Origin of the sequence: Bacillus cereus, from assembly GCF_002567495.1 — a bacterium.
GTDB classification, from domain to species: domain Bacteria; phylum Bacillota; class Bacilli; order Bacillales; family Bacillaceae_G; genus Bacillus_A; species Bacillus_A cereus_AQ.
The window spans coordinates 1-25,884 of the sequence record NZ_NVAP01000035.1 but is presented as its reverse complement, the minus strand read 5'-3'; the positions used below and the strand labels follow the sequence as shown (position 1 = coordinate 25,884).

Sequence of the window (25,884 nt, the reverse complement as noted above, 5' to 3'; positions counted from 1 at the left end):
TGTGTTCTGGTGTATTTAAAGTTTTTTAAGTAAGAAACAGGAGGAGAATCTGCAAATGAATATGACAACTAAAAGCCCTACAAGTGGCAAAGTTGCTACTTCTAATATGAAACATACCCCCATTTTAATTGCGTTACTTTTAGGGGCAATGGTTGCATTATTAAATGAAACATTACTTGGTAATGCGTTAACGGTATTAATGAAAGAATTTGACGTAACAGCTTCAACGATTCAATGGCTTTCTACAGCTTACATGTTAGTGGTTGGGGTTTTAGTCCCAATTACAGCGTTACTTCAGCAATGGCTCACCACGAGACAAATGTTTTTGATTGCTATGGTAACGTTTTTAATCGGTACATTAATTGCGGGATTTGCACCGACATTTTCTGTTTTATTAATCGGACGTATCGTCCAAGCTGTAGCGACAGGGTTAATTTCACCGTTATTAATGAATACGATTTTAATTATTTGTCCGCCTGAAAAACGTGGTGCGACAATGGGATTAATCGCACTTGTGATGATGGCAGCTCCGGCAATTGGTCCTACATTATCTGGAGTAATTGTGGATTCATTAAATTGGCGCTGGTTGTTCTATATTGTTATTCCTATCGTGATCATTTCAATTATGATTGGAATGAAGTACATTCAAAATGTTTCAGAGTTAACGAGGCCAAAAGTAGATTACCCATCTATCCTTTTATCGACATTAGGATTTGGCGGACTTGTGTATAGCTTTAGTGCATCAGGTGATTTAGGATGGTCTGATACGAAAGTGTATGGCGCTTTAATTGTTGGGCTTATCTCATTATGTATTTTTGTCGTTCGACAATTAAAAATTGAGAATCCAATTTTAGAATTACGCGCATTTAAAGTTCCGATGTTTACATTATCAGTTGGATTAATCGTTATTGTGATGATGTCGTTATTTTCAACGATGACCTTATTACCGATGTTCCTGCAAACAGTTTTACTCGTTACAGCTTTTAAATCAGGAATTATAATGCTTCCAGGAAGTATTATTAGTGCCATAATGGGACCAATTGCAGGTAAACTATTTGATAAATTTAGTCCGAAAGTTATTATCGTTCCCGGCATTTTGTTAGTAGGGATTGCAATGTTCTTATTTAAAGGCATTACTCCTGATACATCAATGGTACAAATTATTGTCATGCATAGCGTATTAATGGTTGGACTCATGTTTGTCATGACAGCACAAACATACGGTTTAAATCAATTAACACCAGATTTATATCCGCACGGAACAGCACTGTTTAGTACACTGCAACAAGTAGCTGGCGCAATTGGTACGGCTATCTTTATTTCGAAAATGTCTTCAGGAACAACTAAGCATATGGAAAGCTCCACAAATCCACTGGATCCAGTAGAGAAGTTAAACGGTTTAACTTTTGGATTCCAAGGTGCATTTACACTAGGGTTAGTCTTTATCATTGTTGCATTTATCGTTTCGTTGTTTTTAAGAGAAGAAAAAAAGGGAGTAAAGGCAGCGAGGGTTTTACAGAACGAACATTAAGGTTTCTATAAAAAAGACATCTTTCCCTAGCAAAGATGTCTTTTTATATTTTTTTCGTAACACTTGTTTTTGATGTCTTCATACATAAGAATTGGTATGTACAATATTCATCCTTTTTGAGAATAAGGATGCAAAGCCGTACTAATAACTAATAGTTCACCAGATGATTTAGTGACATCGTATATAGATCCTGTTATGAGAATAGGCATAGTCATGATTGTGAAGTTGTTATATTTATATTAAAAGATTTATACGTTTTTTTATAGTAAAAATTAGAGACACTTCAATAAAAAGGAATTAAATATGGTACTCTTTAGTTAAGATATTTAAATGAAGACAGGGGAAATGAAGATGGACAAGAAGCTAACGTATTGGCTAGCATCTATTATAGGTGTAGTAGTACTTGCAACTGGTATGACTTATGGAATGTTACAGTTTGCTGAAGTCCCAATGGGTAGTGAGGATCATGTTTTTGCAGAGGTTGATAAAGAAGACATACTATCGAATGAAGCAGAAGTGAAAGGTTCAAATGCACAACTTCACATTACAATAACTTCTACTGAAGAAGAAGTTATTTCAGCTATGCATAGCATGACTCATCAAAAGGTAAAAGCGTGTGAAGGAAAGGGAGCAATTCCTATGTCTAAAAAGAATGCAGAGAAAGTAAGAAGCATTCTAAACGGAAACCATTTCAAGAACAAAGAAGAGCTATTAGCAATTACTGAAAGATGGGCAAATCGAGATTTTAGTGAAATTTTAGAAGAACATAACTATTTTATTAAACTTCAAGGTGGCGAGATAGGTGAAGCTACAGTAATGGATACGGTAGATGAGCAAGTATTCTGTTTCAATACTTTCGGTGATGATGTAACGGCCGCATTAGTTAAATCAGGAGATCTTTAGGCGCTGTAAGGTGTTTTTCTTTAGTATAAAGAAAGCCCCAAGTATTCATATACTTGAGGCTTTTCCAATTGAAAGATAGGAATGATCCGAATTCCTTACATTAAGAACAAAGTGGAATTACTCCTAAACCAATTAATAAAGCTGCAGCAACTGCTGGAATTGGTACAGGAATTTGAATACCTTCTACAAATAAGAAATACTGACCACTTACTATTTTAAAACAAACTAATTGCATGGCAAATCCTCCCTTCTTTTAGGATTAATACATTATATTAATTTATCTATTTATTGATATAGTTAAATAGTTTGTTTTTTAAAAAATATAATTAATATGTAAATAGTTTTCGAAAGGACCTGCTCAATCAATGCGGAAAAACATAAGATGAAACGAATCCATTAAAATACATGAGTGAACCTTAGTTTTCCCCTCTTATCTAAAGGAGGAACTATTATGGGTTATGGTGGTAGTTGTGGCGGTTGTGGCTTTTCTGGAGGCTTCGCTTTATTAGTTGTGTTATTCATTTTATTAATCATCGTTGGAGCTTCTTGCTTCTGCTAAAAACTATTGGAAAAGACACTCATATAGAGTGTCTTTTCTTTCGTATAAAATGATTACTGAAAATATCCAACTGTATAAAGTATGCGGTATACTTTTGCCTCATTAGACATATAAATTTGCCATAAAAAATGTTGGAGGGATGTTATGAAACTAGTAGGGCAGCAAATTTATATTCGGCTTTATAAACCTGCTGATGCCGACGAGTTAGCTAACTTACATATTAGAAATCGCGAATTTTTTCAACGAGTTTGCCCATTGCTCCCAGAAGTTTTTTATACAGAAGAACATCAAAAAATACGTCTTGAACAAGCATTAAAAAAGACAGCTGAAGGGCAAGTATACCCTTTTGGAATCTTTTTAAGAGAAAATGATAAACTGATTGGAGACATTTCATTAACTCAAATTGTTAGGGGAGACCTCCAAAGCTGTTATACGGGATTTACTTTAGATAAGGAGCATAACGCAAAGGGCTATACAACAGAGGCTCTTCAACTTGTTGTAGACTTTGCTTTTAGGGAATTAAAGCTACATAGAATTGAAGCAGGAGCGATGCCTGATAATATAGCATCTATTCGTGTATTAGAAAAAGTCCTACATAAGAGGATTTTTTTGTATACATATAGATTAAAATAATAATAGAAATTTTTTATTTTTTTCCACAACTATTAATTAAATCATATTGTTTAGAAATCATTTCATTTCGAATTTGATTGAGATGTTTATTTAATGTTTCTTTTATTGCACTACCTGTTTTGCTTTCAAAACTTTTGTTTAATTCAATTCCTTGTTCAGATAAACTTTTGCATACATCATGAAATGCTTCTTTGTTTTTTTGAATGGCATGTTTTTGGCTTGCTACTATGCTATTTGTTTTGAATGCTACATCAGTTTTTAAAAGTGATTGTTGCAATTCTTTTTCTAATTGCTTTTTAACAACTTGCAACTCATCTATAATAGTTCCAACTGCACCAACTGTAGCTTTCTCTATTTCTTTCTCTATTTTTTGAATTTCCCCTATAAAATCCATCATATTATTTCGCCGCCAGTCCTTCAAAATTTGTCCCTAATTGATTATCTTTATCTCGTAATGAATTAGCTGCATAAGCAATATCATCTCCAAAATGAATCAATTCTTTTTGTTTTTTCCGTAAAAGATGAATTAGTTCTTCTGCTAGTTGTACATCATGAAAATAATTTTTTCCGTTTTGGGATATTTTTGCAACCTCTCTAATTGCCTCATCTACTTCATGTTCTTCTAACAAATGATATTTTCCTCCAGGGCCTGTTTCATGCTTCAATTGACTCTTTAATTTCGTAACTTCCTCCTCTTCTTGTTGTTGAAATCTTTCTATATTTCTAACAATATCAGATAATATATCACTTATTTTTTGTATCTCCTTTGCATGACGAATGATATCATCTGGTTCTAATTCTAGTCGAACACTACCATTATTGTGGAACATTTCTAGAAATGTTGACATTGGATGTTGTCCCATAAATACAGCCGCGAGAATACTATCTGTTCCATTACTTTTCGTTGTAAATTGTTTACCAATCATAGGTGCTCCAAATTGATTGAAATTTCCTACAGCATCTTCTTTATGAGTATAATCTACTACTTTATTTTCCATTACGCCTTCATCTACTCGTTTTTTTGCTTTATCACTTAGTAATCTATAAATATTTGGTGCAGCATATGTTGTTGCATAACAATTCATTTCTGCTGCTACATATTGAGCCTCCGCAGCACCTTTACTATGTCCGGTAGTGTGAATAGATGTAGGATTATATTTTTTCTTAATTTTTTCTGTAAATTCTAATGCACTATCAAATGATGTCGGAGCTTTTCCGCCTGCTACACCAAGGTTCTTTTTCTGTCCAAGTGTAATTTGAACTATATCTGTGGTTTTATCTCCATCGAATCTATCAAATTCAGTACCACGGAATGCAATGATTACATCGTCATACTGTTTTTTACCAGGTTTATACTTATTTGCAGGTACTACAGCGATTGCTTGCAATCCGTTTTTTACTTTTGTTTTATCAGCATCAAATGTCTCTATAACTACCCATTTTTTATTATTTGAACCTTTTATTTCTTTTTCAATTTCTAAAACTTTGGGATTATAAACTTTATCTGATAATTTGAAATAATCCTCATCTGTCGCAATTGGATTCTTTTTAAATGCATTCATATATCTCAACTCATTTCATGGTATATTTTAACTATATTTAAATACAAGGGGATTTTAAATGAAAAAGAAATTGGTAATTATTTTATCCATTATTTGTATTATAACAGGAGGATATTTTACTATGGAATACTTAAAGCAAAAAGAAAAAGAAGAAAAGTTTTGGAAGGCACAAGAGGCACGAGTAGAAAAGTATATTCATTACAATATTCAAGATGTAAAATCTATTACGTTTACAAAAAAAGATGTAAGTCCTATGGGAGTTCCTTATTTAGAAGGTCATATAAATAATAATAAAGAATTAGATTTTATAGCTAGTATAAGTACTACAGAAAATTTCGAAGATGATTTCACACGTTCTGGAAAATTAGGGAAACTTATAAAAGATCCTGAAAAGTCGGTATCGGAAATTGAAAAAGAAGAGAAAGAAAAGAAACAAGAGTAGTTTTTGGACTATTATTGTCTTCTGTATCCTATTTTAAGAAGAGTGCATTGGTAATTTTTTGAAAGGTGATTTTCTATGAAGAAAATAATGATTTTAATTGTATCTGCTGTGGTGATCATAGCAGGAGGTTATTTTACTATGGAATACTTAAAACAAAAAGAAAAAGAAGAAAAGTTTTGGAACGGGCAAAAAGAACGAGTAGAAAAGTATATTCACTATAATATTAAAGATGTAAAATCTATTACATTTATAGAACATAAGGTAAGTCCAATGGGAGTTCCTCATATAAGAGGGTATATAAATGATAATAAGGCATTATGGTTTGATGCTGGTATAAGTACTACGGAAAATTTCGAAGATGATTTCGGACGTTCTGGAGAACTGGGGAAACTTATAAAAGACCCTGAAAAATCGGTATCTGAAATTGAAAAAGAAGAGAAAGTAAAAAACCAAAAGTAGTCTTTGCACTACTCTTTTCTATCCCATTTTTAAGAAGAATACATTGGTAAGTGTTTTTTATAAGGAGAATTTCCAATGAAGAAAGCAATGATTTTGGTTATATCTGCTATAGTGCTCATAGCAGGAGGATATTTTACTATGGAATACTTCAAACAAAAAGAAAAAGAAGAAAAGTTTTGGAAAGTACAAGAGGCACGAGTAGAAAAGTATATTCACTATAATATTAAAGATGTAAAATCTATTAAATTTACAAAAAATGATGTAAGTCCAATGGGAGTTCCTTCTGTAGAAGGATATATAAATAATGATAAGGAATTATGGTTTGATGCAAGTATAAGTACTACAGATAAATTTGAGGATAAATTTGGTTGTTCTGGGGAATTAGATAAAATGATTAAAAAACCAGCAAAATCTGTATCGGAAATTGAAAAAGAAGAGAAGGAAAAGAAACAAGAGTGGTCCCTTTAACTACTCTTGTTTCTTTATTCTAGGGGTACCGCCCATCACCGTTAAGCTCATAGAACAGGTTGCTTCTAAAACTGAACTTCATTGCTATAAAAGACTCTAATTTTTCGTTTTGGGGTAAATATTATATAAAATAATAGCTATCTCTAAATCACTAGTTTCAAAAAAGCCTTCACGCAATGATGATTGCATGAAGGCTTTTGATGTTTTCTTATTTTTTTGTCTCGTTAACCCATGTAATAATGTCCTGGATGACATACTCGGGAATATTAGCGGGGATTTCGTATTCACTAGGAAGACTTAATTCTCCGTCACCCTCCGTGAAGAAATGATTCAATTTCGGGTATTTTTTGAACTGAACATTCCCGCGGTTTGAAAGTCCTTCTTGCCATTTTGTATATTCATCTTTTATTGTTACTTGATAATCGCGTGCCCCTTGCAGAATGAGTAAAGGCTCTTTTCGTGATTTTGCCTCTTCAACTGGATGCCACCTAGAAACATCATACATAAAATGAGGTGACCCATAATTGTAGCCAGCTGGAGGATGGTCAGGATTGAAAGTTGGATCCTGGATAAAAGCGACCTGTTTTTTTAGTTCATCGATTTCTTCCTTTGGTTTTCCAAGGTATTGATACTGATCAATGGCAATGTCAGTCAAAGGGCGTGCAGGTGGTGCGAGTAAGATACTTCCTCGGACAAGTGAGGAAGGCGCTTTGTTCAGTATACGCGGCATTGTGCCGGCTCCTAGGCTATGTCCAAGAATGAAAATATTACTTGGATCAATGCCTTCCTGCTGCGCTGCCGATTTTGCTGCATATATGGCATCATCTGTAGTATCACAATCTAACGTACCAGGTTCTGTACTCATCTTTAATGCGTGTTCTAAGGTGCGCTTTTCATAGCGTAACACTGCAATTCCGTTGGATGAAAGTCCTACTGCAATGTCTCGTAAGATTTTTGTTCCCATATATGTGCTGTCGCGATCATGGATGCCAGCACCATGGACAAGAACAACTACGGGCACTTTTTCACCAGGTTTATGTTTCGGAACTGTTAATGTGGCTGGTAACGGATAGGTGGAATTGCCAATGACGATTTCACGTTCTTGATAGGAGTCAGGTTGATCATAGCTAGGATGCGGGATGGTATAAGATTCCTCGGGTGGCTTTTCTCCAATTTCATCTACTTTCCCGCCAGGTGTGAATTTAAGGAGTAGCGGGATGGTCTTTTCTTCGGTAGCTGCTGGAATTTCTACCGTCTGATGGACCAAGTTTCGTTCTTTTATCACGGGGGCTTCAAAGCTTTTAATACCGCTCCAATCACTTTGTGTCCACCAGTTTTGTAATGTGTTTGCTGTAAATTTGGATTGAAAAGCAGCAGACGTCAACTGGAGTGCCTCTGCATATTTACCTTGCTGGAGATATTCAACAAATAATGATGTACGCTCCGTTAAAGAGAGTAATTTCTTTTCTGCAAATTGTTCCTTACGTGTATCTGCGTGAATAGCTGTTGTAAGCGGGAAAGATGAAACGTCTAAAGAGAAGAGTAGGGTAAAGGTAAGTACGGATCTTTGTATTTTCTTTTTTTTATTCATGTTTTAACCTCCAATATGTGATGGTAAAAAACAGGTATGGTAATTTGGATTCAGGTGCAAAAACTTCAAAAAATTTACAAGTAATCTCCGAAGCTTGAACATACTGATATTATTACTCTAAAAACCGTAGATTTCTCCTTTTTCCACATGCATATGAACCTAAGAAACAACCTCTTTTCCTTCACCTTATATTTTGATTATAAGAAACAAAGCTCTCGTTTTTCTTACTTGATACTTACAAATTCCTTAAGTAGGGGATATCTTAAAATCTTAGCTTGCTGGATACGTGGTGGTATTCCGATTTTAAGATATAGCTTAAAGATCAATGATTATGTTGTCTTTATGAAGAGTTGATGTTATGTTTGTTTTGTAATATATGGTGTTTTATGTATGTAGGAGGATTTTTTGAAGAAATTAATACTATTGTTTTTATTAGCTACATTTTGTCTACAGATTACAGGATGTTCTAATAATATGGGTATACTAAGGGAGAAGTCTAAAGCTTCAACACCTGTGAAGTCTAAACGCATCAATAAAGGGTGGTACAAACATATGTAATAGTTTGTATCACCCTTTGTTGATGATAGAAGCCATAAGGAAAAGGTTGATAGTTAAATATTTTTCATAAAGAAAGGACACCCATATAAGGGTGTCCTTTCTAATAGTTTTTTAGCAGAAGCAACTGCATCCGATAATGATTAATAGTATAAAGAGTACAACGAGTAAAGCAAATCCTCCAGCAAAACCACAGCCTTCTCCGCAACTACCACCATAGCCCATAATAGTTCCTCCTTTAGATAAGAGGATAAAACTAAGGTTCATTCATGTATTTTAACGGGTTCACTTTACCTTATGTTTTTAAGAATGAATGGAGCAGGTCCTTTTGAAAATAAAGAAAAGACACCCTAAGGTGCCTTCCTCCGACTTGAACCATCTTAATTTTAATAATATATTGGACTCCCATCCAAATATTATTTTACCATGTTAAGTTATTTTATTCATTGAGAAATATGCTTTAAATCTATATTTTTAAAAATTATATAGATTTGAATAATATGTATATGAGCCACATATCAAAAAAAAGACACTCTCAAGAGTGCCTCTCCTTAGCAGCCGAATCCGCCGCCCCAACAGCTAGCGCCAACGATGATTAATAAGATGAAGAGCACAACAAGTAAGGCAAATCCGCCGCCGAAACCACAGCCTCCACCACAACTACCGCCATATCCCATATTAACTCCTCCTTCCATAAAGACCATTTAATAATGGATTTAATTCAATTTATGTTTTTAAGGATGAATGGAGCAGGTCCTTAAAAAAATAAAAGGATTTTGGAAGTTTAAAAGAGTTGACGACCTTATTTTTGTCACCGGTATTCCGCCTTCTACATATTGTATTTTATTCTGTGTATTGGGGGGAGGAGGATCTTTATGGCTAATTCTGAGATGATTTTACGTTTACTTACGGATTTAAAGATTGAACAACAATTGTTGAAAGAACAGTTAGAGAAAATACAAACAGCTGTGACTATTCTTGAAGAAAAATCAGTGACGCTTAAAGAAAAACCAGCGACTCTTAAAGAAAAAACAATGACTCCTGAAGAAAAACCATCTGTTACAAAGCAAAGAGCTTTTTCTGGACGCCCAACATCTTTTCGTGATTGGAGAGCATCTAGTCAAAAAAATTAGGGAATATTATGTGAAATGATAAATAAAAAAGTACAGTCTGCTGTAGAAAAGACTGTACTTTTTTATGTTAGTAGAGATTGTTAAGGGAGACGTATTTATTTTGCCTATTCCACTTTTAATTGAAGTTCTTTATCTAACATATCATTATTAATTTTTAAAGTTAATCCTTGCGTGTTTTTCGGTACATCGAATACAATGTTTCCTTCCGAATGTTCATCAGGGTTAACAATTCCAAATTTAAATGTAGAGGTATTTGCAGCTTTAAGTACGGATTGATGTTCATTAGAAATGTGATATTCTTTTCCAAATCCATCAATTAATTTAAAGTTGTTCATATCTAGTGTAATGGGTTCTTCTTGACGATTATAAACTGTGATGTCTAATACTTTAAAGACACCTTGTGCTTTCACTTCTCCAGTCCCTATAACATCTAATGACTCGGCAGATCCCATTGACATGTATACATCAGAGGAATCTACATCGGTAGGAAGTTCTTTTTGCGGATTCTTGCCATTAAGTTCGTTATTCTCTGTTTTTTTAGAAGTCTCCTGTTTGTTTTTCGCAGATGTATCATGTGAACTGCAAGCTGATACTCCAAACAAGAATGTGCTACATAATAATGATGTTAATAACTTTTTGTTCATCGTTTCTTCCTTCCAAAATAGAAGCACTTTAATGAGTGCCATATATTTTTTTCTTTATATATATTACATTTTATATCTTATTATATTGATTTTGGAAGAAAAAAGGAAACTTACTGTACATTTCTCTAACTCGAATTATGTATCTGTCTAAAAGTTGAAATTAAAATGAGCCCCATAAATGATAAATCATTCCACTAGCAAAAAACACTAATCCTAAAAATAAAACAATTAAAGCAAGCATTCCATTTTTATTATGTTCCATAAAATTAGCTCCTTTTTCATTTACTTACATACAAAAAGTCTTTAGTCGTAATTATGGCTAAAGGCTTTGCCCTTCATACCCTATAGTTTATCCCGTATTAACGGACAGTAGAACTCCCACCCAAAAATTAGGCTGTGGCAAAGAAGTTAGGTGGGAGCTGATAATTAGTGGGGGATGAACAAAGCCCCCACTGTTTAAAGTTTCATTTTATAAATAAGTTGCACTTCTGTATGAATCTGGAATATGATTGTTTAAAGAGTAGGTGATGAGGACATGCAGGACAAAAAACAATTCCCGCTTATATCTGGAAATCTCTCATTAGATTTAGTAAATACAGAGCTCTTTAGGCGTGGACAATGTTATGATTTATTAATAACAAATGAAGATGTATTAGAATGGCTACATGTAATAAAGGTTAATCTTCCTTTTTGGAATGAAAAAACACTTATAGAGATTCAAGAGCGCACGAATCAAGTTACATCTAGCATATTAGAGGCAAGAGAAGTACTGAGAAAACAGTTTGAGGCAATTGCCGATCAGCACGAAATTTCTAATGATTTTATTATGTATTTAGAAAAACAAATTGAGAAGGCACCATTTACATATAAAGTCATTGAACAGCGTCTAGTTCCTATCCCAGTTGGAGAAATTGAGGATGTACTCGCATCGTTAATTGCATTTGATGCTTTAACGTTAATAGCAGAAAATAAGCTTATTTCTCTTAAAAGGTGTTCAAATCCTGACTGTGTTTTATTATTTATAGATAAGAGTGGAAAACGAAAATGGTGTTCTATGAAAATATGTGGGAACCGGAAAAAGGTAGCAAAATTTCAGGACCGAAAATTTGAAGAAGTTTAGAGAATCAACTTATAAAAGTTGATTCTTTTTTTGTATTTTCAAACTAACCTCTAAAATTAACGTTTACAGGTTAGTTGTGTCGGGTTATAATTGTTGGTAAATAAAGGAGGAGAACGATGGATAATATAACAGCAACTAAGCAGAAAGATCTTCAACCAATAAGTGTACGATATTTTATAAAAATGAAAGGGAAAGGAAGAAGTCCATTACAAGTAAATGTAAAGGACTCTTTAACGGGACTACTAGGGGGATTTTTAACAATTCTTACCTTAACATATTTAACGAGCATAACCTCTACAGAATTATTAATGGCTCCATTTGGGGCGAGTTGTGTATTAGCGTTTGGAGTTTGGAATGCGCCATTATCTCAGCCGCGTAATATTATTGGAGGACATTTGATTTCAACTTTCATTGGTCTATCAATATATCATCTGTTTGGGAATGAATATTGGACAATTGCTTTAGCGGTGGGGATAGCAATAGCCGTTATGATGTTAACGAGAACGACGCATCCTCCGGCAGGGGCCGATCCGATTATCGTTATTTTAGGGGCAAATAGTTGGAGTTATTTAGTAACACCAGTTTTAATTGGCTCCGTTGTTATTGTAGTTATTGCTTTATTCATTAATAATATGAGTAGTAAAAGAAGTTATCCAACTTTTTGGATGTAGTTTGTGAAGTGGAAAACAATTTAGGGAATTATTCTATTTTTACTATGTTGCATTTTTTATATAGAAAGAGCCATTAGTCGTAATTGCGGCTAATGGATTGGGTTCTCATACTTTGTAGTTTATAAAGAAAAGACACTTTAAAGTGCCTTCTACAAATTTGAATTATTTACTTCATGTAATTAATATTCGCTAGCATAAAACTCTTTTATTAATTTTATTTCATTTGTATCCGGGTTAAATTTAAATATTTTAATTTGATTAGATTCGTCTTTGTATGCAAATGTATTCTCACCAACTTGGGTCATATTGTTAGTGTTTAAGATAGGATCACTACCATGGTCAGTAATTTCCACAGTTTTTTCTCGGTCCCAAAGTGCAATGACAATGATTAAGATAATAAGGCATACACGTATGTTACGTAGTTCTCTTGTAACGGAATTTTCCATTTAATAGTCTCCTTCGTTGTTTGATGGATTTTGTTTATAAAAGAGGTAATTCCTAGGAATAGAATATAAATAAAAAAGACACTTTAAAAAGTGTCTTTTTTATTTTAGTTATGCGCATTACTTAATAAGACGCTAGTTCCTCAGTCTGGCTATGAGTAACTATGTAGGGTGATTTTATTATAACATTTTAACCAGTAATGGGTCTATATGGAATTTTATCGATTTAAATTTTGATTATTCGTAAAAGTAGATGTAACGAAGCGTATATGTTTCCTATAATAATTGTAAAATATAATTCTACATATAACTAGTCCTGTAATGAATTTCTACTGTATGTAACATTGAAATATAAAGAAGGGGCTGTGGAATATGGGTGGGTATTTCTTAATTATTATTAATTTGGGGTATTACAGTATGAGGGATGCGGAGGAATAAAGTTTCACTTTATTATAAAGAAAAGACACCCATATAAGGGTGTCTTTTCTGATAGTTTTTTAGCAGAAACAAGAAGCTCCAACGATGATTAATAAAATAAACAATACAACTAATAAAGCAAATCCTCCAGCAAAACCGCAGCCTTCGCCGCAACTACCACCAAAACCCATAATAGTTCCTCCTTTTAATAAGAGGGGAAAACAAGGGTACACTCATGTATTTTAACGGATTCAAATTACTTTATGTTTTTTACGCAATAATTGAGCAGGTCCTTTGGAAAATAAAGAAAAGAAACTTTAAATTGCCTTCTTCCGACTTGAACCATCTTAATTGTATTGCGTCCTTATCATATAAGAAAAAAAGACATCAATTAAGATGTCTTTTTTTCTTTGTAGAATTGGTGTTAAGAAGGTAATTTATTGCTTGTAACCTATGAATAATATAACAATCATCGAGTAAGTTTATTATAGCAGCGATAAATAGGATTTTTATATGTAATATTGCATATATATAGATTTATTTATATTTTATTTGTATATTTTAATTGTCTGTTCTTTGTTTTAATTCGTTTACTTATATTATTTTTTGAGTGCTCCAGCAATGGAGCCTTTTTTTAGTATTCCATTTTGATGATGGTCCATAAAATTAGCATCTTTTAAATTTGTTTTTATATGGAGAAGAATTTATAATGTTTTTTATCAAATTTGGAACTGAAAGTGTATTAGCTTGATAATGAAGCTAGGTTATTAGAATTGAAAAATTTTAGTTTTATTATAATTAATAAAAATGAAAGTAGTGTAAATATAAATCCACTCCAAATAAGTTGATGAATACCTAAGTTTGAAATGAACCAGCCTCCAATAGTTGTTCCTAGAGTAATTCCGAGATTTGAGAATGAAACGAATAGGCTATTACCAAATTCGGGTGCTTCTCTTGCTTCACTTATTAACCATGTTTGACCAACAATTAATCCACCAGCATGCACGATTCCCCAAATGAATACCATAAAAATCATTGGAACAAGATAAGAACCTAAATAATAAACCAATATGTAAACAATAGAATATAAAATAGGGAACGATATTACTGTATTTACTATGCTTCTTTGCAAGAGACTACCAAATAAATGATTGCCTAAAATCATAACTATACCAAATATGAATAGCATGATACTGATGAGCGATCCATTCATGGAAGTTACTTTTGCAAGGTATTCGGCGAAGTAGCTGTATACGGAAAACATGGCTGCAAAAAGGAATGTGACAGTTAAAATATTTAACCATAATCCTGGTTTGCCGAGTATACGAATTTGTTTGCCGAAAGACATTTTTTCTTTAACGGGCATAGAAGGAAGTGAGATTAGTATTCCAATGAATGCAAGGGCGTTAACAAGCGCTCCGAATAAGAAAGCAATTTCTAGTGAAAATTGATCTGCAAGGTAAGAGGTTAATGGTACACCTAGTGCAAAACCAACCGTAATTCCCATGAAAACTTTTGTAACCGCTTGACCACTCTTTTCAGGAGGGACAAGTTTAGCAGCAGTTACAAGAGCGATTGAAAAGAAGAGTGGGTGAAGTGCTGCAGGTAAAATACGAAAAATAAGCATGATTTCAAATTGTGTTGTATAAGCGTAGATTATATTTGAAATAACAAAAACAAAGATTGCTGTTAATAAAATTATTTTGCGATTAATACTAGAGACGAGCAGAATTAAAAACGGACCAGAAATAGCAACGACTAGTGCGAATATACTTACTAAAAATCCTGCTTGTGCAGTTGAAATGCCAAATTTTTGAGTGATTTGTGGTAATACACCAACAATACCCATCTCGGTAGTAATAATTCCAAACACCCCTATTGCTAGCGTAAGAATAAGTAAAGGACTTACTTTTTTCATTTGTAAAACTCTCCATTCTTATTATTATTTTGAAAGTAAAATCGATTCATTAATAAAGAAATGAGTATGATTGGATGTCAATAGTATTAGATTATGTAATATTAAACACGAAAATAGATATCTAAATAACTAGATGTGATAGATTAAAAAATTTTCTCCTTTCTATGTTTCTTGCTTTTATAGGTAGCGAAGTTTTAAAAAGCATGTATTGGGCAGCTATATAAAAGCAGAATGTGTGAAAGCTAATAATCAATTGGTAGGTTGATTATTAGCTTTTACTTTATAATTCATTTTGAACGTACTCAGAAAACGCTTGTATTGTTTTTTCATTTCGACGATAATATGTCCATTTTCCAATTCGGTCAGAGTCTAGTAGTCCAGCCTTTTTCATAGTTAATAAATAACTAGAAATAACCGATTGGGCTAAGCCAGTTTTAAGCTGGATATCTCCTACACACACTCCAATCTGAAAATTAATCCCTTGTTCTAAATAAGGTTTTTCGTCGAAATGGTTTTCTGGATTTTTTAACCATGATAAAATTTGACATCTTGTTTCATTTGACAATGCTTTATAAATTAATGAAGGTTCCATAAGGATATTATATCTACTTTTATAGATTTGTAAATGGGTTTGTGTAATTTTAAGGGAAGAAGGTATAGTTGATCCCCTCGAATAGGAATAAGGTGTTCTTGATTTGTACCCTTTGTAAAGGACATTTTAAAAAAAGTTAGGCAACCTAAAAAAGATGATTTCTGTATGCAAACAGAAGTCATCTTTTTTTAATTCTATTGATAGCAAGAATGATTATAGTACGTCATATATTTCTTAATTTCATGTTGTAACTGAACAAACGAGTCACATGATTTTATATATGCTTTATCGGTTAAAGTACTACGAGGATTACGTGCAAAAATGATAGTATTGTTAGGTTTAAGCATGTTGTTGCCTAGCTATCAATGGCGGATGCCTAAGAAGAGTAATAATAAAATCCAACTGAAGATTTAAGAAAAATTTTATGTTTACCCCACTCTTTATTTTAAAAGTTTTTCCTATCCTATAAATGAGCTACATCATGAAGGAGACTAAAAAAGACAAAGTCATAGATGAAAATGTAAAGTTAGGGGATTCTACATGGATACAGGAGTTTTGATTAGTTATTTGTATACTTATTTCTTTACTATTATGTTTTGTATTGTGTTTCAAATCGGAGTGTATTTTAAAGCGAAAAGAATTATATCTATTCGGCATTTTTTATGGGTATATGTTTTTCTATTCTACCTTTCGTTAGTGTATAGGGTGACGCAGATCGCGACTGTATGGGATATAAGTAGATATGAAGCGTGGATTCGTGTAAGTCAAATCAATTTGACTCTATTTGATACTGCAGGTAGTACTACGTATCTTTTGAACATTGTATTGTTTATGCCGTTAGGTTTTTTATTACCGATGATTTGGCCGCACTTTAGAAAAATGAAAAACACCGTATGTGCAGGATTTCTTTTTTCATTGGCAATTGAGTTAAATCAATTACTAAATAATAGAATTACAGATATTGATGATTTATTTACGAATACCCTCGGGGCGATTATTGGGTATTTATTATATAGAGCTTTTAAAATGATATTAAGAAGAGAGGGGAAAAAGCTTGATACCAACTCTTCTCTAGTTATAAAATACGAGGCTGTTTTTTGTTTAGTGTGTTCATTTGTCGGGGCGATGTTAATTTATTATCCAGCTTTATTTGGAAGACCTGTCATCCTTCAGTGAGGTGATTACGAATTTCTTTTGAACGCTCGTGCGATATTTCAATTTGTAAATAGCCTTTAACTTGTTATAGTTAAAGGCTTTTATCATCATAATTTTTACTTACCAATTAGCCACTCTAACATCCGCTTTCAACCACTTCACCCAATCCAAATCCTCTACCTTAAGCAAACTGAGGGAAACACCCTTCATATCTAAAGAAGTCAACAGCGTACCAACCTTTACGAACTCCACATGTAATCCTTCCAGCTCACATAAACGGCGAATGTCGTTTGCGAAAATGTATTGTTCCATTAATGGTGTCGCGCCGAGTCCATTAATAAGGATAGCGAAGTTGTCTCCTTTTCTCCAGCGATAAATACTTTTTAGTTTGTTCATTAGCTCGATCGCTAATATTTCAGAAGAGGAGAGTGCTTCTTTACGGTAACCTTTTTCGCCGTGGATACCGACGCCGTAAAAGACTTCATCATCGTTTAATGAAAAGGAAGCTTCTCCTTTCACTGGATCGTTTGCAGGGGAAAGGGCGACTCCTAATGTGTGTAAGTTTTTGATGACAGCTTGCCCCATTATTGTTAGTTCTTCTAAAGAGTGACCTTCAAGAGCGGCCGCACCAAGTATTTTTTGAACGAAAACAGTGCCAGCGACGCCGCGTCTTCTTTTATTAAAGGAAGCATCATCTTCAATTGAAACGTCGTCATTTACGATGAGGTGGCCAACTTTTCTTCCTTCGTTTTTGGCGATTTGTTCTGCAGATAGAAAGTTATCAACGTCATCTTTAAAGTTTTTAATGATGAATAAAATACTTTTCTCTTTTGGCATGAGGCGAGTTGCTGCTACAATTTGTTCCACTGTTGGAGGAGTGAAGATGCTTCCATTTACTGCCGCCGTAAGCATTCCTTTTCCTACATAACCTATATCAGCAGGTTCATGTCCGCTACCACCGCCGCTTATAATAGTGACGTCTTGCTTCAGTTTTTCGATATCTTTTACATAAATGATGTTATGTGTTTCGTCGTAATTTACTTTGTCGTTATGTTCAAAATAAAAGCCGTGCAGCATATCTTGAACGATATTTTGTACATCATTCATAATCTTTTTCATTTTTATTGCCACCTTATGATTACTTTGCTGATTGTTCCAGTAATAGTAGTAATTGATTGTTTATCATATTTTTCATGAGAGAAGACATAATGGATGGATCTACTTCGCATTTGCTTTCAATCCAATCTTTTATCGTTCCAACGAATCCGTGACTATAAAAGGAGGCAGTCGTATCTTTCGTTTCCATAGAAAGAGTTAATCCACAACTCACGGATAGTTCATCAATAATCTTCATATATAAGTTTTTCGTATGCTCAAATAAATAGTGATTAAACGAATTTTGCTCAATAACTTTAAAAGCATTTCGGTAAAACTTTTGATTTTCATAAAAGTAATCAAATAATAAATCGAAAATGTTTTCCCACGTTTCATAGTCGAGAAAATCGATAATGTTTTCCTTCGTTTCTTCTCTATAAATCCAGCCTAATAGTTCAAATTTATCTTTAAAGTGATAATAAAAAGTTTGCCTACGCATTTGACAGTGTAACATAATATCGCTCACTGATATTTTATGAAACGACTCTGTTTCCATTAAATACTTCAATGAGTTCGCGATTATTTTTTTAGAAATTATAGAAGAGGTCATCTGAATCATCCCTAGAATGTTAGTAATATAAAAATCCTATCTATAAATGAGAGCGGTGTCTTTAGACAGATTGTCCATTTTGTCCGTTTACTATAAAACGCTTTCATTTTAACATGGTTAGTAAGAAGAAGATTTCAAATATATCACAATATATTAAAGGAATTGAGGGAGAATCACAATGAAAAAGATTATAAACAAACCAGAAACATTAGTAATGGAAATGTGCAACGGAATGGTTATGGCTCATCCAGAGCTTGAGCTTTTGAAAAAATATAAAGTCATTAAGAAGAAAGAAATGAACGAAAATAAAGTAACGTTAATTAGCGGCGGCGGTAGTGGTCATGAGCCAGCACATGCAGGATTAGTCGGAAAAGGAATGTTAGATGCGGCAGTGTGCGGAGATGTTTTTGCTTCTCCTTCGCAAATTCAGGTATACCAAGCGATTAAAGAGACAGCTAGTAAAAAAGGTACGTTATTAATTATTAAAAATTATAGCGGCGATATTATGAATTTCAAAAACGGTGCGCATTTAGCGACGGAAGATGGAATTGAAGTAGACTACGTAAAAGTAGACGATGATATTGCGGTAGAAGATAGTCTTTATACAGTAGGACGCCGCGGCGTTGCGGGAGTTATTTTCGTTCATAAAATTGCCGGTGCAGCAGCGGAAGCAGGTATGGATTTAGGCGCGGTGAAGGCTGTAGCGGAAAAAGCAGCGGCTAACGTGCGCACAATCGGTTTAGCTTTAACTTCTTGTACAGTTCCAGCGAGTGGATCACCTACTTTCACACTTGAGGAAGATGAAATGGAATACGGCGTAGGTATTCACGGCGAACCTGGAATTAAGCGTGAAAAAATGCTGTCAGCTGATGAATTAGCTAACCGTATGACAAATGATTTAATGAAGGATTTAGGAGTAAAAGATGGAGAAGAAATTGCGCTTCTAGTAAATGGTTTTGGCGGAACACCACTGCAAGAACTTTACTTATTTAATAACGCAGTGACGAGAGAATTAGCTGCTAGAAACATTAAAATCAATAGAGTATTCGTCGGTAACTATATGACGAGTATTGATATGGCTGGTATGTCTTTAACAGTGATGAAATTAGATGATGAGCTAAAAACATTACTATCGAAAGAATGTAATACACCAGCGTTTAAAGTAGATGGGCCAGTTGAAAGTGTTGAGTACGTGAATGTGCTTGAAGGAGCAGAAGAGAAGGAAGTTTCCTTTGAAATAGAAACAGCGGAAGAGCACGCTCTTATTAAGAATAATGTTATTACATTAAACAACATGATTTATCTCGTTGATAAAATGAGCGACATTATTATTAAAAACGAAGTACCGTTCTGTGAGTTAGACACGCATGCAGGTGATGGCGACTTCGGAATGAGTGTGGCAAAAGGATTTAAGCAATTAAAACGTGAATGGCATTCTATTGTAGAACAAGAAAATGTGACGATCGGATCATTCCTTGACGGTTGTTCGATGATTATTATGGAACATTGCGGCGGAGCTTCAGGTCCAATCTGGGGCGGTGCATTCCGCGCAGCTAGTAAAGCAGCAGGCGAAAAACGTGAACTCACAGTGAAAGAGTTCGCTGAAATGTTGCAAGCAGCACTTCAAGGCATACAATCTATCGGAGAAAGATCATTCGGTAGGGGAGCGGTAGTTGGTGATAAAACACTTGTTGACGCACTTGCTCCATGTGTAGACTCTTGGTTAGCTAGCGCTTCAAACGAAGAAGACATGAAAACTGCCTTTGAAAAAGGAGCAGAAGCAGCGGTTAAAGGGGCAGAGTACACGAAAGAAATCGTTGCTCGCATGGGCCGCGCCGGTACGGTTGGTGAAAGAAGTTTAGGCTATCCCGATGCAGGTGCACATGCACTTGGAGTTATCTTTACGGAGATTGCAGGTAGTTTGAAATAGGAATGAGAAAGTCCCTCTGTCTTAAGGCGGAGGGACTTTTATATAGTTGATATGTAGAAGACTCCTTTCGTTACTTTTTGCTTATTTGAGAGATTTCTTCAATCAAATTGTATTGTAGACTTAGTTTGTTTGTGATTGCAGCTTATCAATTTTCCAGTATGTTTGTAGAGGGTCTAAAGAGCTTTCAATATAAAACATATATTCATCTACGGTACCTGGTATTTCAAAAGCTATTTTCAATTCTACCGTTTCATTTGGTTTAACTTGTATATCAGAAGGGTTTTGATCAAGCACCTTTCCTTTATAGATCTTTCCGTCTTTTTCATCTTTTAAGTTATATTTTAATTCTGATAGTCCAATCGTTTGCCCTCGTACATTTTTTACAGAGACATTAACAATGACGGAATCGTTGCTAGCATTTAAATATGCACTTTGAACGGCGGTCAAGTAATAGCCTCCCTTAACACTCTCACCAACTAATAAAATACCTTGTTCTAAGCGGCTCATATCTTCTTTTTCTTCAAAATTTATTAATTCTTCATTTTCATTTTTTGTGGTTGGTTCTTCTATTGGACCATTTTCAACGGCACTATCTTTTTTATCTTGTGTGCAAGCAGCAGTAACACTGACTAATACTAGAATGAAAGTAAGTAATATAGATAATTTTCTCATAAAATTTATCTGTCTCCTTAAGTTTCTCAATTTTGTACAGCTATACATATAAGATTAACATAATGTCTCATTATTGGCTCAAAATAGGGGGTTTTTTAGACGTCTTATTCTTTTTACTTTTAATATACATTCGATTGGTTCTCGCGATATTTGTTAATCTTTTAAAATATTGGCTTAGTAATACCGAGGGTTATTATGCAGCTAGTAAAAGCAGCAGGCGAAAAACGTGAGCTAACAGTGAAAGAGTTCGCTGAAATGTTGCAAGCAGCACTTCAAGGCATACAATCTATCGGTGAAAGATCATTCGGAAGAGGAGCGGTAGTTGGCGAAAGAAGTTTAGGATATCCAGATGCAGGTGCGCATGCGCTTGGGATCTTCTTGATATTGTTTTTTGATATATATTGCTAAATATGTTCCAATAATTGATCCTATTGTATTGAGAATAATGTCATCTACATCAAAAGAACGGCTTATAAAAGGAACTAGTATTTGAAGAAGTTCAACCACAAGCATACTCCTATGCATATAACTATGTTTGTGGTTGATTTATTAAAGAATTTTATATATAGCATGAATGAAAAGGGGATAAATAAAACAATGTTTCCTATTATGTTTTTAAGAATTAATTGAGCAGGTCCTTGTAAAAATAAAGAAAAGACACCAAAAGGTGCCTTCCTCTGACTTGAACCACGTTCATTTAATATAAACCTATCCGTATTATCGCTTTGTTATACGTGTAAACACATCCTATAAAACAGAATCGTCTATATACACCAGATTGTTAGTTCATAAAGTACAAGAGATTTGAGATCAGTATTAGAGTGACGGCACATCTTTTCTAATGGTCGATATGTTATGTTTCTCAAAAGAATCTGTTTTATAGAACGTGTCCACGTTTTATATTTTACTACATGTAATATTTATTTAGTGTGATTTTTACAGATATGTATAATTACATAAAGTTTATGAGAAAAAGAGAGTATACTTCGGTATTGTGTAATAAAGATAAGGCCCATCTACGGAAATAGGTGGGCTTTTTTACTGGGTATTACTATGTCATTGCACAAAAGGGAATTTGTATTTAAATAATAGCATATTCTTAAAGTACTCATATTGAGAAATAAAGAAAAGACACCCTAAGGCATTCCCGCAATTGGTAGATAAGATTATAGTTTTCCAATACCTCTATTTTTCATTTGATAAAATATAATCCTAATATTACCAAAAATCAAACAAATATTTCTACATGTTCAAAATATTTACATAATTTATAAAAGTGATACATTTAAGTTGTAAGCTATAAAAACTATTAAAGGGGGATTCATTATGTTCAAGAAATTAGTAGTAGGGCTATTGGCAACTGGTATTGCATTAACAGGGGGAATTGGGGCAGCCTCAGCTGATACGCAAAAAGCTGTGAGCTCTCCGAAGCAAGCAACATGTTCAATTCCTTATGAGTATTCTAATGGTAAATTCAAAAGAACTCTTTATTACTCAAATGGAGTATATGCTAATAGTTTTAATGAAAATGTTTGTGGCGGGACGATTACGTGGTATTTAAAACATGTTCAAAATGGAGTTGCTTTTTACGAGGGTAATTTAAAATAGTAGATTTTTTGAACCTCATTTATTGAGGTTCTTTTATTTTATGTTTTTAAACGGATTCTCCATATAAAAGACCACTCAAAGGTGCTTTCTTGCGATTTGAATTATCGTAATATGGTATTGGATGCCAATTTAATTGTTATTTTACCACGTTAAATAGTTTCGGTTATTGAGGAAAAATACAACTCATTATTTGAATGCAAAAAACCCTAGGGGGACTAGGACTTTTTGCTAGAATGAATATGATTTAAAAAAGGACTTATATAACGTAACATATGAATGTTTCATAAATGTATCAAAAAAGTGAACAAAAGCGTTAATTTAAATAAAAAAGCCCTATGATAAGAGCTACAGAGCTTCATAAGGTCGAGTTATGTCGTCTCTGGGTATTTAGAGGAGCTAATGTTACGAGTTCGACATAGTTTAGGGGTTATGTATGCAGAGCAAAACCTATCTGATTTAGCACTTCGATATTTATCAGAGGTATCACAAAAAATCCCGAATCACTTTAGAGCGATTTTCTTGGAAGCTAGAGAGAATGTAAAGTTAGGAAAAACAAAGCATGCAGCGTCTTTAATTGAAAAGGATTAGTAATTTGTAATGAACTAAAACAAAAAGAATATGAACATCATTTTACAATTCTAAAAGAAATGAATGAGAATGTTTCTGCTGAAGAATTAGAATTAGCCATTTCTAAAGGGATTTCTTTCTTTAATGAAGTAGGATTATGGCAATATGTCCAGGAATATGCTGAAAAACTAGCGGTTAAATATCATGAAGAAGGAAATTCAATAAAATCCAGTGAATACTTCTATTTAGGATATAAAGAAAAAGGTTTTCAGAAAGGGGCTTTAAAATGAATAGAATCATCAGCAGTTCAATTGGATTAATAATTACGGTCATACTATTAAATGGAGTAAATGTTTCAACGGACCACCCAAAGGTCAATACAACAAGTGTTATACAATATACGCATGGAGAGCCGTGGGGCTGACGAAATATTGAAGTATAAAGAGTTGTTAGATCAAAGGATTATTAACGAAGAAGAGTTCTAAGTGAAGAAAAAGTAATTATTAGGTATATAGATGAAACGCTCAAATGAGCGTTTTTTTATTTGTATATTCGCAAGTAAAATAACATAATATCACTATGAATCCTTATAACAATATGAATTTTTGCATATTTTAAAATTCAATATATCCATCAAAAACTTTTAATTGTATAATATATTTTGTCATATTTTTAGATTTTTCGACATAAACCAACAAAAATAGAGAATGTATTGGGAGAAGACATTATGTATACAAAACTATTAAAATCAATTACATCATTATCACTTATTGGTGGTGCGTTGTTATATACAAATGGCAGCGATGTGAAAGCTGCTGAAGTGGGTGTTTTTTCTGATGTACCTACATCACATTGGTCGTATCCTGCGATTAAAGATTTAGCGAGTAAAAATATTATTTCCGGTTATGGAAATGGGATATTTGGTTTTGGAGATGTTGCGACAAGGGAGCAAGTTGCAGCTTTAATTTATCGAGTGTTAGTACCGAATAAACAAGGCGGTTCGTTTAGTAATGATGGAACTCGTTACGTATTAAAGGATGGATCTACGTTTAAAAATCCTTATGGTGATATTAATCGGGATTCTACAATGTTCCCAGAAGAGGTATTAACTTTAACGAATTTAGGAGTTTTTAAAGGTGATGAAAATGGCCAATTTAGACCGAAAGCTTCTGTGAGTCGTGCGGAAATGGCACAAATTCTTACGAATGCTTTCCATCTTGCAGCTAAACAAAAACATACCTTTAAGGATGTTCCAAATCCATTTTGGGCAGAAAATGCAATTAGTGCGGTGCAGTCAAATGGAATCGCAGATGGCACAGGAAACGGGAATTTTGAACCATATGGTACAGTAACACGTGAACAGTATGCGCAGTTTTTATATAAAACTTTGAAATATAAAAATGCTGATGTGAAAGATACAGGAGATGCGGCATTATTAACAGCGTTTAAAGAAGAAGTACAAAAGCGTATGAATACATATGAAACGAATATTACACTTCCATATAAAACGAAAAATAACAATACAGACGAAGTGATGAATACACTTTTTAACGCATATAAAGAAGTGGCAAGTAAAAATGAGTATACAAATAATAATAGATCGAATGTATCATATGGACTTTCTGGATCACCTGGAAATTATACGTTTACGCTTAAGATTACATATCGTGAAACGAAAGAACAGACGGAATATGTAATGAAACAAGCGAAAGCAATTGTTTCCTCTATTACTCAAGTTGGAATGGATGATCACGAAAAAGTGAAGGCGATTCATGATTATGTCGTAAAACATGTTTCTTATGATACGTCTTATAAAGCTTACACAGCATATGAAGCACTTGTAAATCGTTCTGCTGTTTGTCAAGGTTACGCACTATTAACCTATCAATTATTAAAAGAAGCAGGAATTGAAAATCATTTCGTAACAGGAACTGGGGACGGACAACCTCATGCTTGGAATTTAGTGAAAATCGAAAACAAATGGTATCACCTTGATACAACATTTGATGATCCAGTTCCAGATGAGCAAGGGCGCGTAACGTATTCATATTTCAATTTATCAGATGAACAAATCGCAAGAAATCATGAGTGGAACCGCGGGGACTATCCGCAAGCTACAACAAACTATTATAGTACACTGACAAATAAAGTTGCGGCAGGTAGTACGAAAACGCCTGCATATCAGCAAATATTAAAAGATACAAAGTTAAACTATTTAGGAAATGAATATATCGCAAATAACTATACCGAATTAAAAAATAAAATGCAGCAGCGTTATAGTGCAAAGCCAGAGAAAATTGAAGTGCTGTACAAGCAATCAATGAATGGTGCACTGCAAGATGTGAAAAAAGCAATCGGAGAAATCGATTATCCGCAAGGGGCAAATCGAGTTTCTTATAAAGCGGAGTCGTATAATGCGAAAGAAGGTTATTCTTTAGTGACGATTACGTTTACGTATTAAAAGTAACCTAGATTCATTTGTATTTTACTACTAGTATTTTCATGAATATGTACAATTACATAAAATTTCAGTGAAAAAGAGAGTATACTTTCATATTGTGTAATAAAGATAAAGCCCGCCTACGGAAATTGAAGTGAACCCCGAA

General features: G+C 33.7%; 30 protein-coding genes and 4 pseudogenes. 18 read left to right on the top strand and 16 right to left on the bottom strand.

What is annotated here, in order from left to right:
• Positions 1–55: 55 nt before the first annotated feature.
• Both COK05_RS15935 and COK05_RS15930 read left to right on the top strand, forming a co-directional pair.
• Positions 56–1,531, top strand: coding sequence for an MDR family MFS transporter (locus COK05_RS15935; RefSeq protein WP_098613350.1), 1,476 nt, complete (start codon positions 56–58; stop codon positions 1,529–1,531).
• A gap of 351 nt (positions 1,532–1,882) precedes the next feature.
• Positions 1,883–2,434 (top strand): PRK06770 family protein, encoded by a 552-nt coding sequence (locus COK05_RS15930; protein ID WP_098613349.1) that lies wholly within the window; start codon positions 1,883–1,885, stop codon positions 2,432–2,434.
• A 100-nt stretch (positions 2,435–2,534) separates the two neighbouring features.
• Here the strand turns inward: COK05_RS15930 and COK05_RS31795 are convergent, their stop codons facing one another.
• Entirely contained in the window at positions 2,535–2,669 is a 135-nt protein-coding gene (locus tag COK05_RS31795; protein WP_001177693.1) for a hypothetical protein, read from the bottom strand.
• Positions 2,670–2,885: 216 nt separating this feature from the next.
• Here COK05_RS31795 and COK05_RS15925 point away from each other — a divergent pair, with 216 nt between their 5' ends.
• Positions 2,886–2,993, top strand: a complete 108-nt coding sequence (locus COK05_RS15925) for a YjcZ family sporulation protein (protein WP_000540375.1) — start codon at positions 2,886–2,888, stop codon at positions 2,991–2,993.
• Between the two features lie 144 nt (positions 2,994–3,137).
• A complete protein-coding gene (locus COK05_RS15920; protein ID WP_098613348.1) occupies positions 3,138–3,626 on the top strand; it encodes a GNAT family N-acetyltransferase in 489 nt (162 codons plus the stop codon).
• 13 nt (positions 3,627–3,639) lie between these two features.
• Here COK05_RS15920 and COK05_RS15915 read toward each other — a convergent pair whose 3' ends face one another.
• Both COK05_RS15915 and COK05_RS15910 read right to left on the bottom strand, forming a co-directional pair.
• Positions 3,640–4,023, bottom strand: coding sequence for a hypothetical protein (locus COK05_RS15915; RefSeq protein WP_098613347.1), 384 nt, complete (start codon positions 4,021–4,023; stop codon positions 3,640–3,642).
• A gap of 1 nt (position 4,024) precedes the next feature.
• Positions 4,025–5,188: a hypothetical protein gene (locus COK05_RS15910; protein WP_098613346.1), complete on the bottom strand. Its 1,164-nt coding sequence runs from the start codon at positions 5,186–5,188 to the stop codon at positions 4,025–4,027.
• Between the two features lie 58 nt (positions 5,189–5,246).
• Here COK05_RS15910 and COK05_RS15905 point away from each other — a divergent pair, with 58 nt between their 5' ends.
• The 3 genes from COK05_RS15905 to COK05_RS15895 all read left to right on the top strand — a co-directional run bounded on the left by COK05_RS15905 (position 5,247) and on the right by COK05_RS15895 (position 6,557).
• Positions 5,247–5,630 (top strand): DUF1433 domain-containing protein, encoded by a 384-nt coding sequence (locus COK05_RS15905; RefSeq protein ID WP_098613345.1) that lies wholly within the window; start codon positions 5,247–5,249, stop codon positions 5,628–5,630.
• 75 nt (positions 5,631–5,705) lie between these two features.
• Positions 5,706–6,089, top strand: a complete 384-nt coding sequence (locus tag COK05_RS15900; protein WP_098613344.1) for a DUF1433 domain-containing protein — start codon at positions 5,706–5,708, stop codon at positions 6,087–6,089.
• 75 nt (positions 6,090–6,164) lie between these two features.
• Positions 6,165–6,557 carry a DUF1433 domain-containing protein gene (locus tag COK05_RS15895; RefSeq protein ID WP_098613343.1) on the top strand — a complete coding sequence of 131 codons (393 nt, stop codon included), beginning with the start codon at positions 6,165–6,167 and terminating at the stop codon, positions 6,555–6,557.
• Between the two features lie 208 nt (positions 6,558–6,765).
• Here the strand turns inward: COK05_RS15895 and COK05_RS15890 are convergent, their stop codons facing one another.
• From COK05_RS15890 to COK05_RS15875, 3 genes are all read right to left on the bottom strand, one after another.
• A complete protein-coding gene (locus COK05_RS15890) occupies positions 6,766–8,148 on the bottom strand; it encodes an alpha/beta hydrolase (RefSeq protein WP_098613342.1) in 1,383 nt (460 codons plus the stop codon).
• A gap of 669 nt (positions 8,149–8,817) precedes the next feature.
• Positions 8,818–8,928 (bottom strand): YjcZ family sporulation protein, encoded by a 111-nt coding sequence (locus COK05_RS15880; RefSeq protein WP_000540371.1) that lies wholly within the window; start codon positions 8,926–8,928, stop codon positions 8,818–8,820.
• A 326-nt stretch (positions 8,929–9,254) separates the two neighbouring features.
• Positions 9,255–9,380 carry a YjcZ family sporulation protein gene (locus COK05_RS15875; protein ID WP_000540377.1) on the bottom strand — a complete coding sequence of 42 codons (126 nt, stop codon included), beginning with the start codon at positions 9,378–9,380 and terminating at the stop codon, positions 9,255–9,257.
• A gap of 198 nt (positions 9,381–9,578) precedes the next feature.
• Between COK05_RS15875 and COK05_RS15870 the strand changes: the two genes are divergently transcribed.
• Positions 9,579–9,836, top strand: a complete 258-nt coding sequence (locus tag COK05_RS15870) for a hypothetical protein (protein ID WP_098613340.1) — start codon at positions 9,579–9,581, stop codon at positions 9,834–9,836.
• 104 nt (positions 9,837–9,940) lie between these two features.
• Here the strand turns inward: COK05_RS15870 and COK05_RS15865 are convergent, their stop codons facing one another.
• Positions 9,941–10,480, bottom strand: a complete 540-nt coding sequence (locus COK05_RS15865) for a DUF4352 domain-containing protein (RefSeq protein WP_098613410.1) — start codon at positions 10,478–10,480, stop codon at positions 9,941–9,943.
• A gap of 535 nt (positions 10,481–11,015) precedes the next feature.
• Here COK05_RS15865 and COK05_RS15855 point away from each other — a divergent pair.
• Both COK05_RS15855 and COK05_RS15850 read left to right on the top strand, forming a co-directional pair.
• The gene (locus tag COK05_RS15855) at positions 11,016–11,600 is read left to right on the top strand and encodes a CGNR zinc finger domain-containing protein (protein ID WP_098613338.1); all 585 of its coding nucleotides are present in this window, start codon (positions 11,016–11,018) and stop codon (positions 11,598–11,600) included.
• Positions 11,601–11,716: 116 nt separating this feature from the next.
• A complete protein-coding gene (locus tag COK05_RS15850; protein ID WP_098613337.1) occupies positions 11,717–12,271 on the top strand; it encodes an HPP family protein in 555 nt (184 codons plus the stop codon).
• 179 nt (positions 12,272–12,450) lie between these two features.
• Here COK05_RS15850 and COK05_RS15845 read toward each other — a convergent pair whose 3' ends face one another.
• The gene (locus tag COK05_RS15845) at positions 12,451–12,717 is read right to left on the bottom strand and encodes a YmzC family protein (protein WP_098613336.1); all 267 of its coding nucleotides are present in this window, start codon (positions 12,715–12,717) and stop codon (positions 12,451–12,453) included.
• Between the two features lie 369 nt (positions 12,718–13,086).
• Here COK05_RS15845 and COK05_RS31790 point away from each other — a divergent pair.
• Positions 13,087–13,152, top strand: a pseudogene (locus COK05_RS31790) (ATP synthase subunit I); the annotation flags it as partial.
• Between the two features lie 59 nt (positions 13,153–13,211).
• On the opposite strand, the gene COK05_RS15835 reads toward COK05_RS31790, so the two are convergent.
• The 4 genes and pseudogenes from COK05_RS15835 to COK05_RS31785 form a co-directional block, all read right to left on the bottom strand.
• On the bottom strand, positions 13,212–13,322 hold the full coding sequence (locus COK05_RS15835; protein ID WP_000505669.1) for a YjcZ family sporulation protein: 111 nt from the start codon (positions 13,320–13,322) through the stop codon (positions 13,212–13,214).
• A gap of 551 nt (positions 13,323–13,873) precedes the next feature.
• Positions 13,874–15,049 carry an MFS transporter gene (locus COK05_RS15825; protein ID WP_098613335.1) on the bottom strand — a complete coding sequence of 392 codons (1,176 nt, stop codon included), beginning with the start codon at positions 15,047–15,049 and terminating at the stop codon, positions 13,874–13,876.
• Positions 15,050–15,329: 280 nt separating this feature from the next.
• Entirely contained in the window at positions 15,330–15,641 is a 312-nt protein-coding gene (locus COK05_RS15820; RefSeq protein WP_000433732.1) for an ArsR/SmtB family transcription factor, read from the bottom strand.
• A gap of 194 nt (positions 15,642–15,835) precedes the next feature.
• Positions 15,836–15,937: pseudogene (locus COK05_RS31785) on the bottom strand (TetR family transcriptional regulator); the annotation flags it as partial.
• A gap of 244 nt (positions 15,938–16,181) precedes the next feature.
• Here COK05_RS31785 and COK05_RS15810 point away from each other — a divergent pair.
• Complete coding sequence (locus COK05_RS15810; protein ID WP_098613333.1) at positions 16,182–16,817, top strand: VanZ family protein; 636 nt, start codon at positions 16,182–16,184, stop codon at positions 16,815–16,817.
• Between the two features lie 99 nt (positions 16,818–16,916).
• On the opposite strand, the gene dhaQ is transcribed toward COK05_RS15810, so the two are convergent.
• Positions 16,917–17,915: a DhaKLM operon coactivator DhaQ gene (gene dhaQ / locus COK05_RS15805; RefSeq protein ID WP_098613332.1), complete on the bottom strand. Its 999-nt coding sequence runs from the start codon at positions 17,913–17,915 to the stop codon at positions 16,917–16,919.
• 19 nt (positions 17,916–17,934) lie between these two features.
• Entirely contained in the window at positions 17,935–18,501 is a 567-nt protein-coding gene (dhaS, locus tag COK05_RS15800) for a dihydroxyacetone kinase transcriptional activator DhaS (protein WP_098613331.1), read from the bottom strand.
• A gap of 178 nt (positions 18,502–18,679) precedes the next feature.
• Between dhaS and dhaK the strand changes: the two genes are divergently transcribed.
• Positions 18,680–20,431: a dihydroxyacetone kinase subunit DhaK gene (gene dhaK, locus COK05_RS15795; protein WP_098613330.1), complete on the top strand. Its 1,752-nt coding sequence runs from the start codon at positions 18,680–18,682 to the stop codon at positions 20,429–20,431.
• Positions 20,432–20,551: 120 nt separating this feature from the next.
• Here dhaK and COK05_RS15790 read toward each other — a convergent pair whose 3' ends face one another.
• The gene (locus COK05_RS15790) at positions 20,552–21,103 is read right to left on the bottom strand and encodes a DUF4352 domain-containing protein (protein WP_098613329.1); all 552 of its coding nucleotides are present in this window, start codon (positions 21,101–21,103) and stop codon (positions 20,552–20,554) included.
• A 207-nt stretch (positions 21,104–21,310) separates the two neighbouring features.
• Here COK05_RS15790 and COK05_RS31780 point away from each other — a divergent pair.
• A pseudogene (locus COK05_RS31780) lies at positions 21,311–21,511 on the top strand (hypothetical protein); the annotation flags it as partial.
• On the opposite strand, the gene COK05_RS31775 reads toward COK05_RS31780, so the two are convergent.
• Positions 21,440–21,616 (bottom strand): VanZ family protein, encoded by a 177-nt coding sequence (locus COK05_RS31775; protein WP_255290332.1) that lies wholly within the window; start codon positions 21,614–21,616, stop codon positions 21,440–21,442. The pseudogene COK05_RS31780 and the gene COK05_RS31775 sit on opposite strands and share 72 nt — an antisense overlap.
• Before the next feature lie 813 nt (positions 21,617–22,429).
• Between COK05_RS31775 and COK05_RS15780 the strand changes: the two genes are divergently transcribed.
• From COK05_RS15780 to COK05_RS15765, 4 genes and pseudogenes are all read left to right on the top strand, one after another.
• The gene (locus tag COK05_RS15780) at positions 22,430–22,711 is read left to right on the top strand and encodes an LCI fold-containing protein (protein ID WP_000473837.1); all 282 of its coding nucleotides are present in this window, start codon (positions 22,430–22,432) and stop codon (positions 22,709–22,711) included.
• Between the two features lie 390 nt (positions 22,712–23,101).
• Positions 23,102–23,568, top strand: a pseudogene (locus COK05_RS32085) (tetratricopeptide repeat protein); the annotation flags it as partial.
• Positions 23,565–23,702, top strand: a complete 138-nt coding sequence (locus COK05_RS15770) for a Phr family secreted Rap phosphatase inhibitor (protein ID WP_098613328.1) — start codon at positions 23,565–23,567, stop codon at positions 23,700–23,702. The pseudogene COK05_RS32085 and the gene COK05_RS15770, both read left to right, overlap by 4 nt.
• A gap of 303 nt (positions 23,703–24,005) precedes the next feature.
• Positions 24,006–25,739 (top strand): S-layer homology domain-containing protein, encoded by a 1,734-nt coding sequence (locus tag COK05_RS15765; protein WP_098613327.1) that lies wholly within the window; start codon positions 24,006–24,008, stop codon positions 25,737–25,739.
• Positions 25,740–25,884 lie beyond the last annotated feature (145 nt).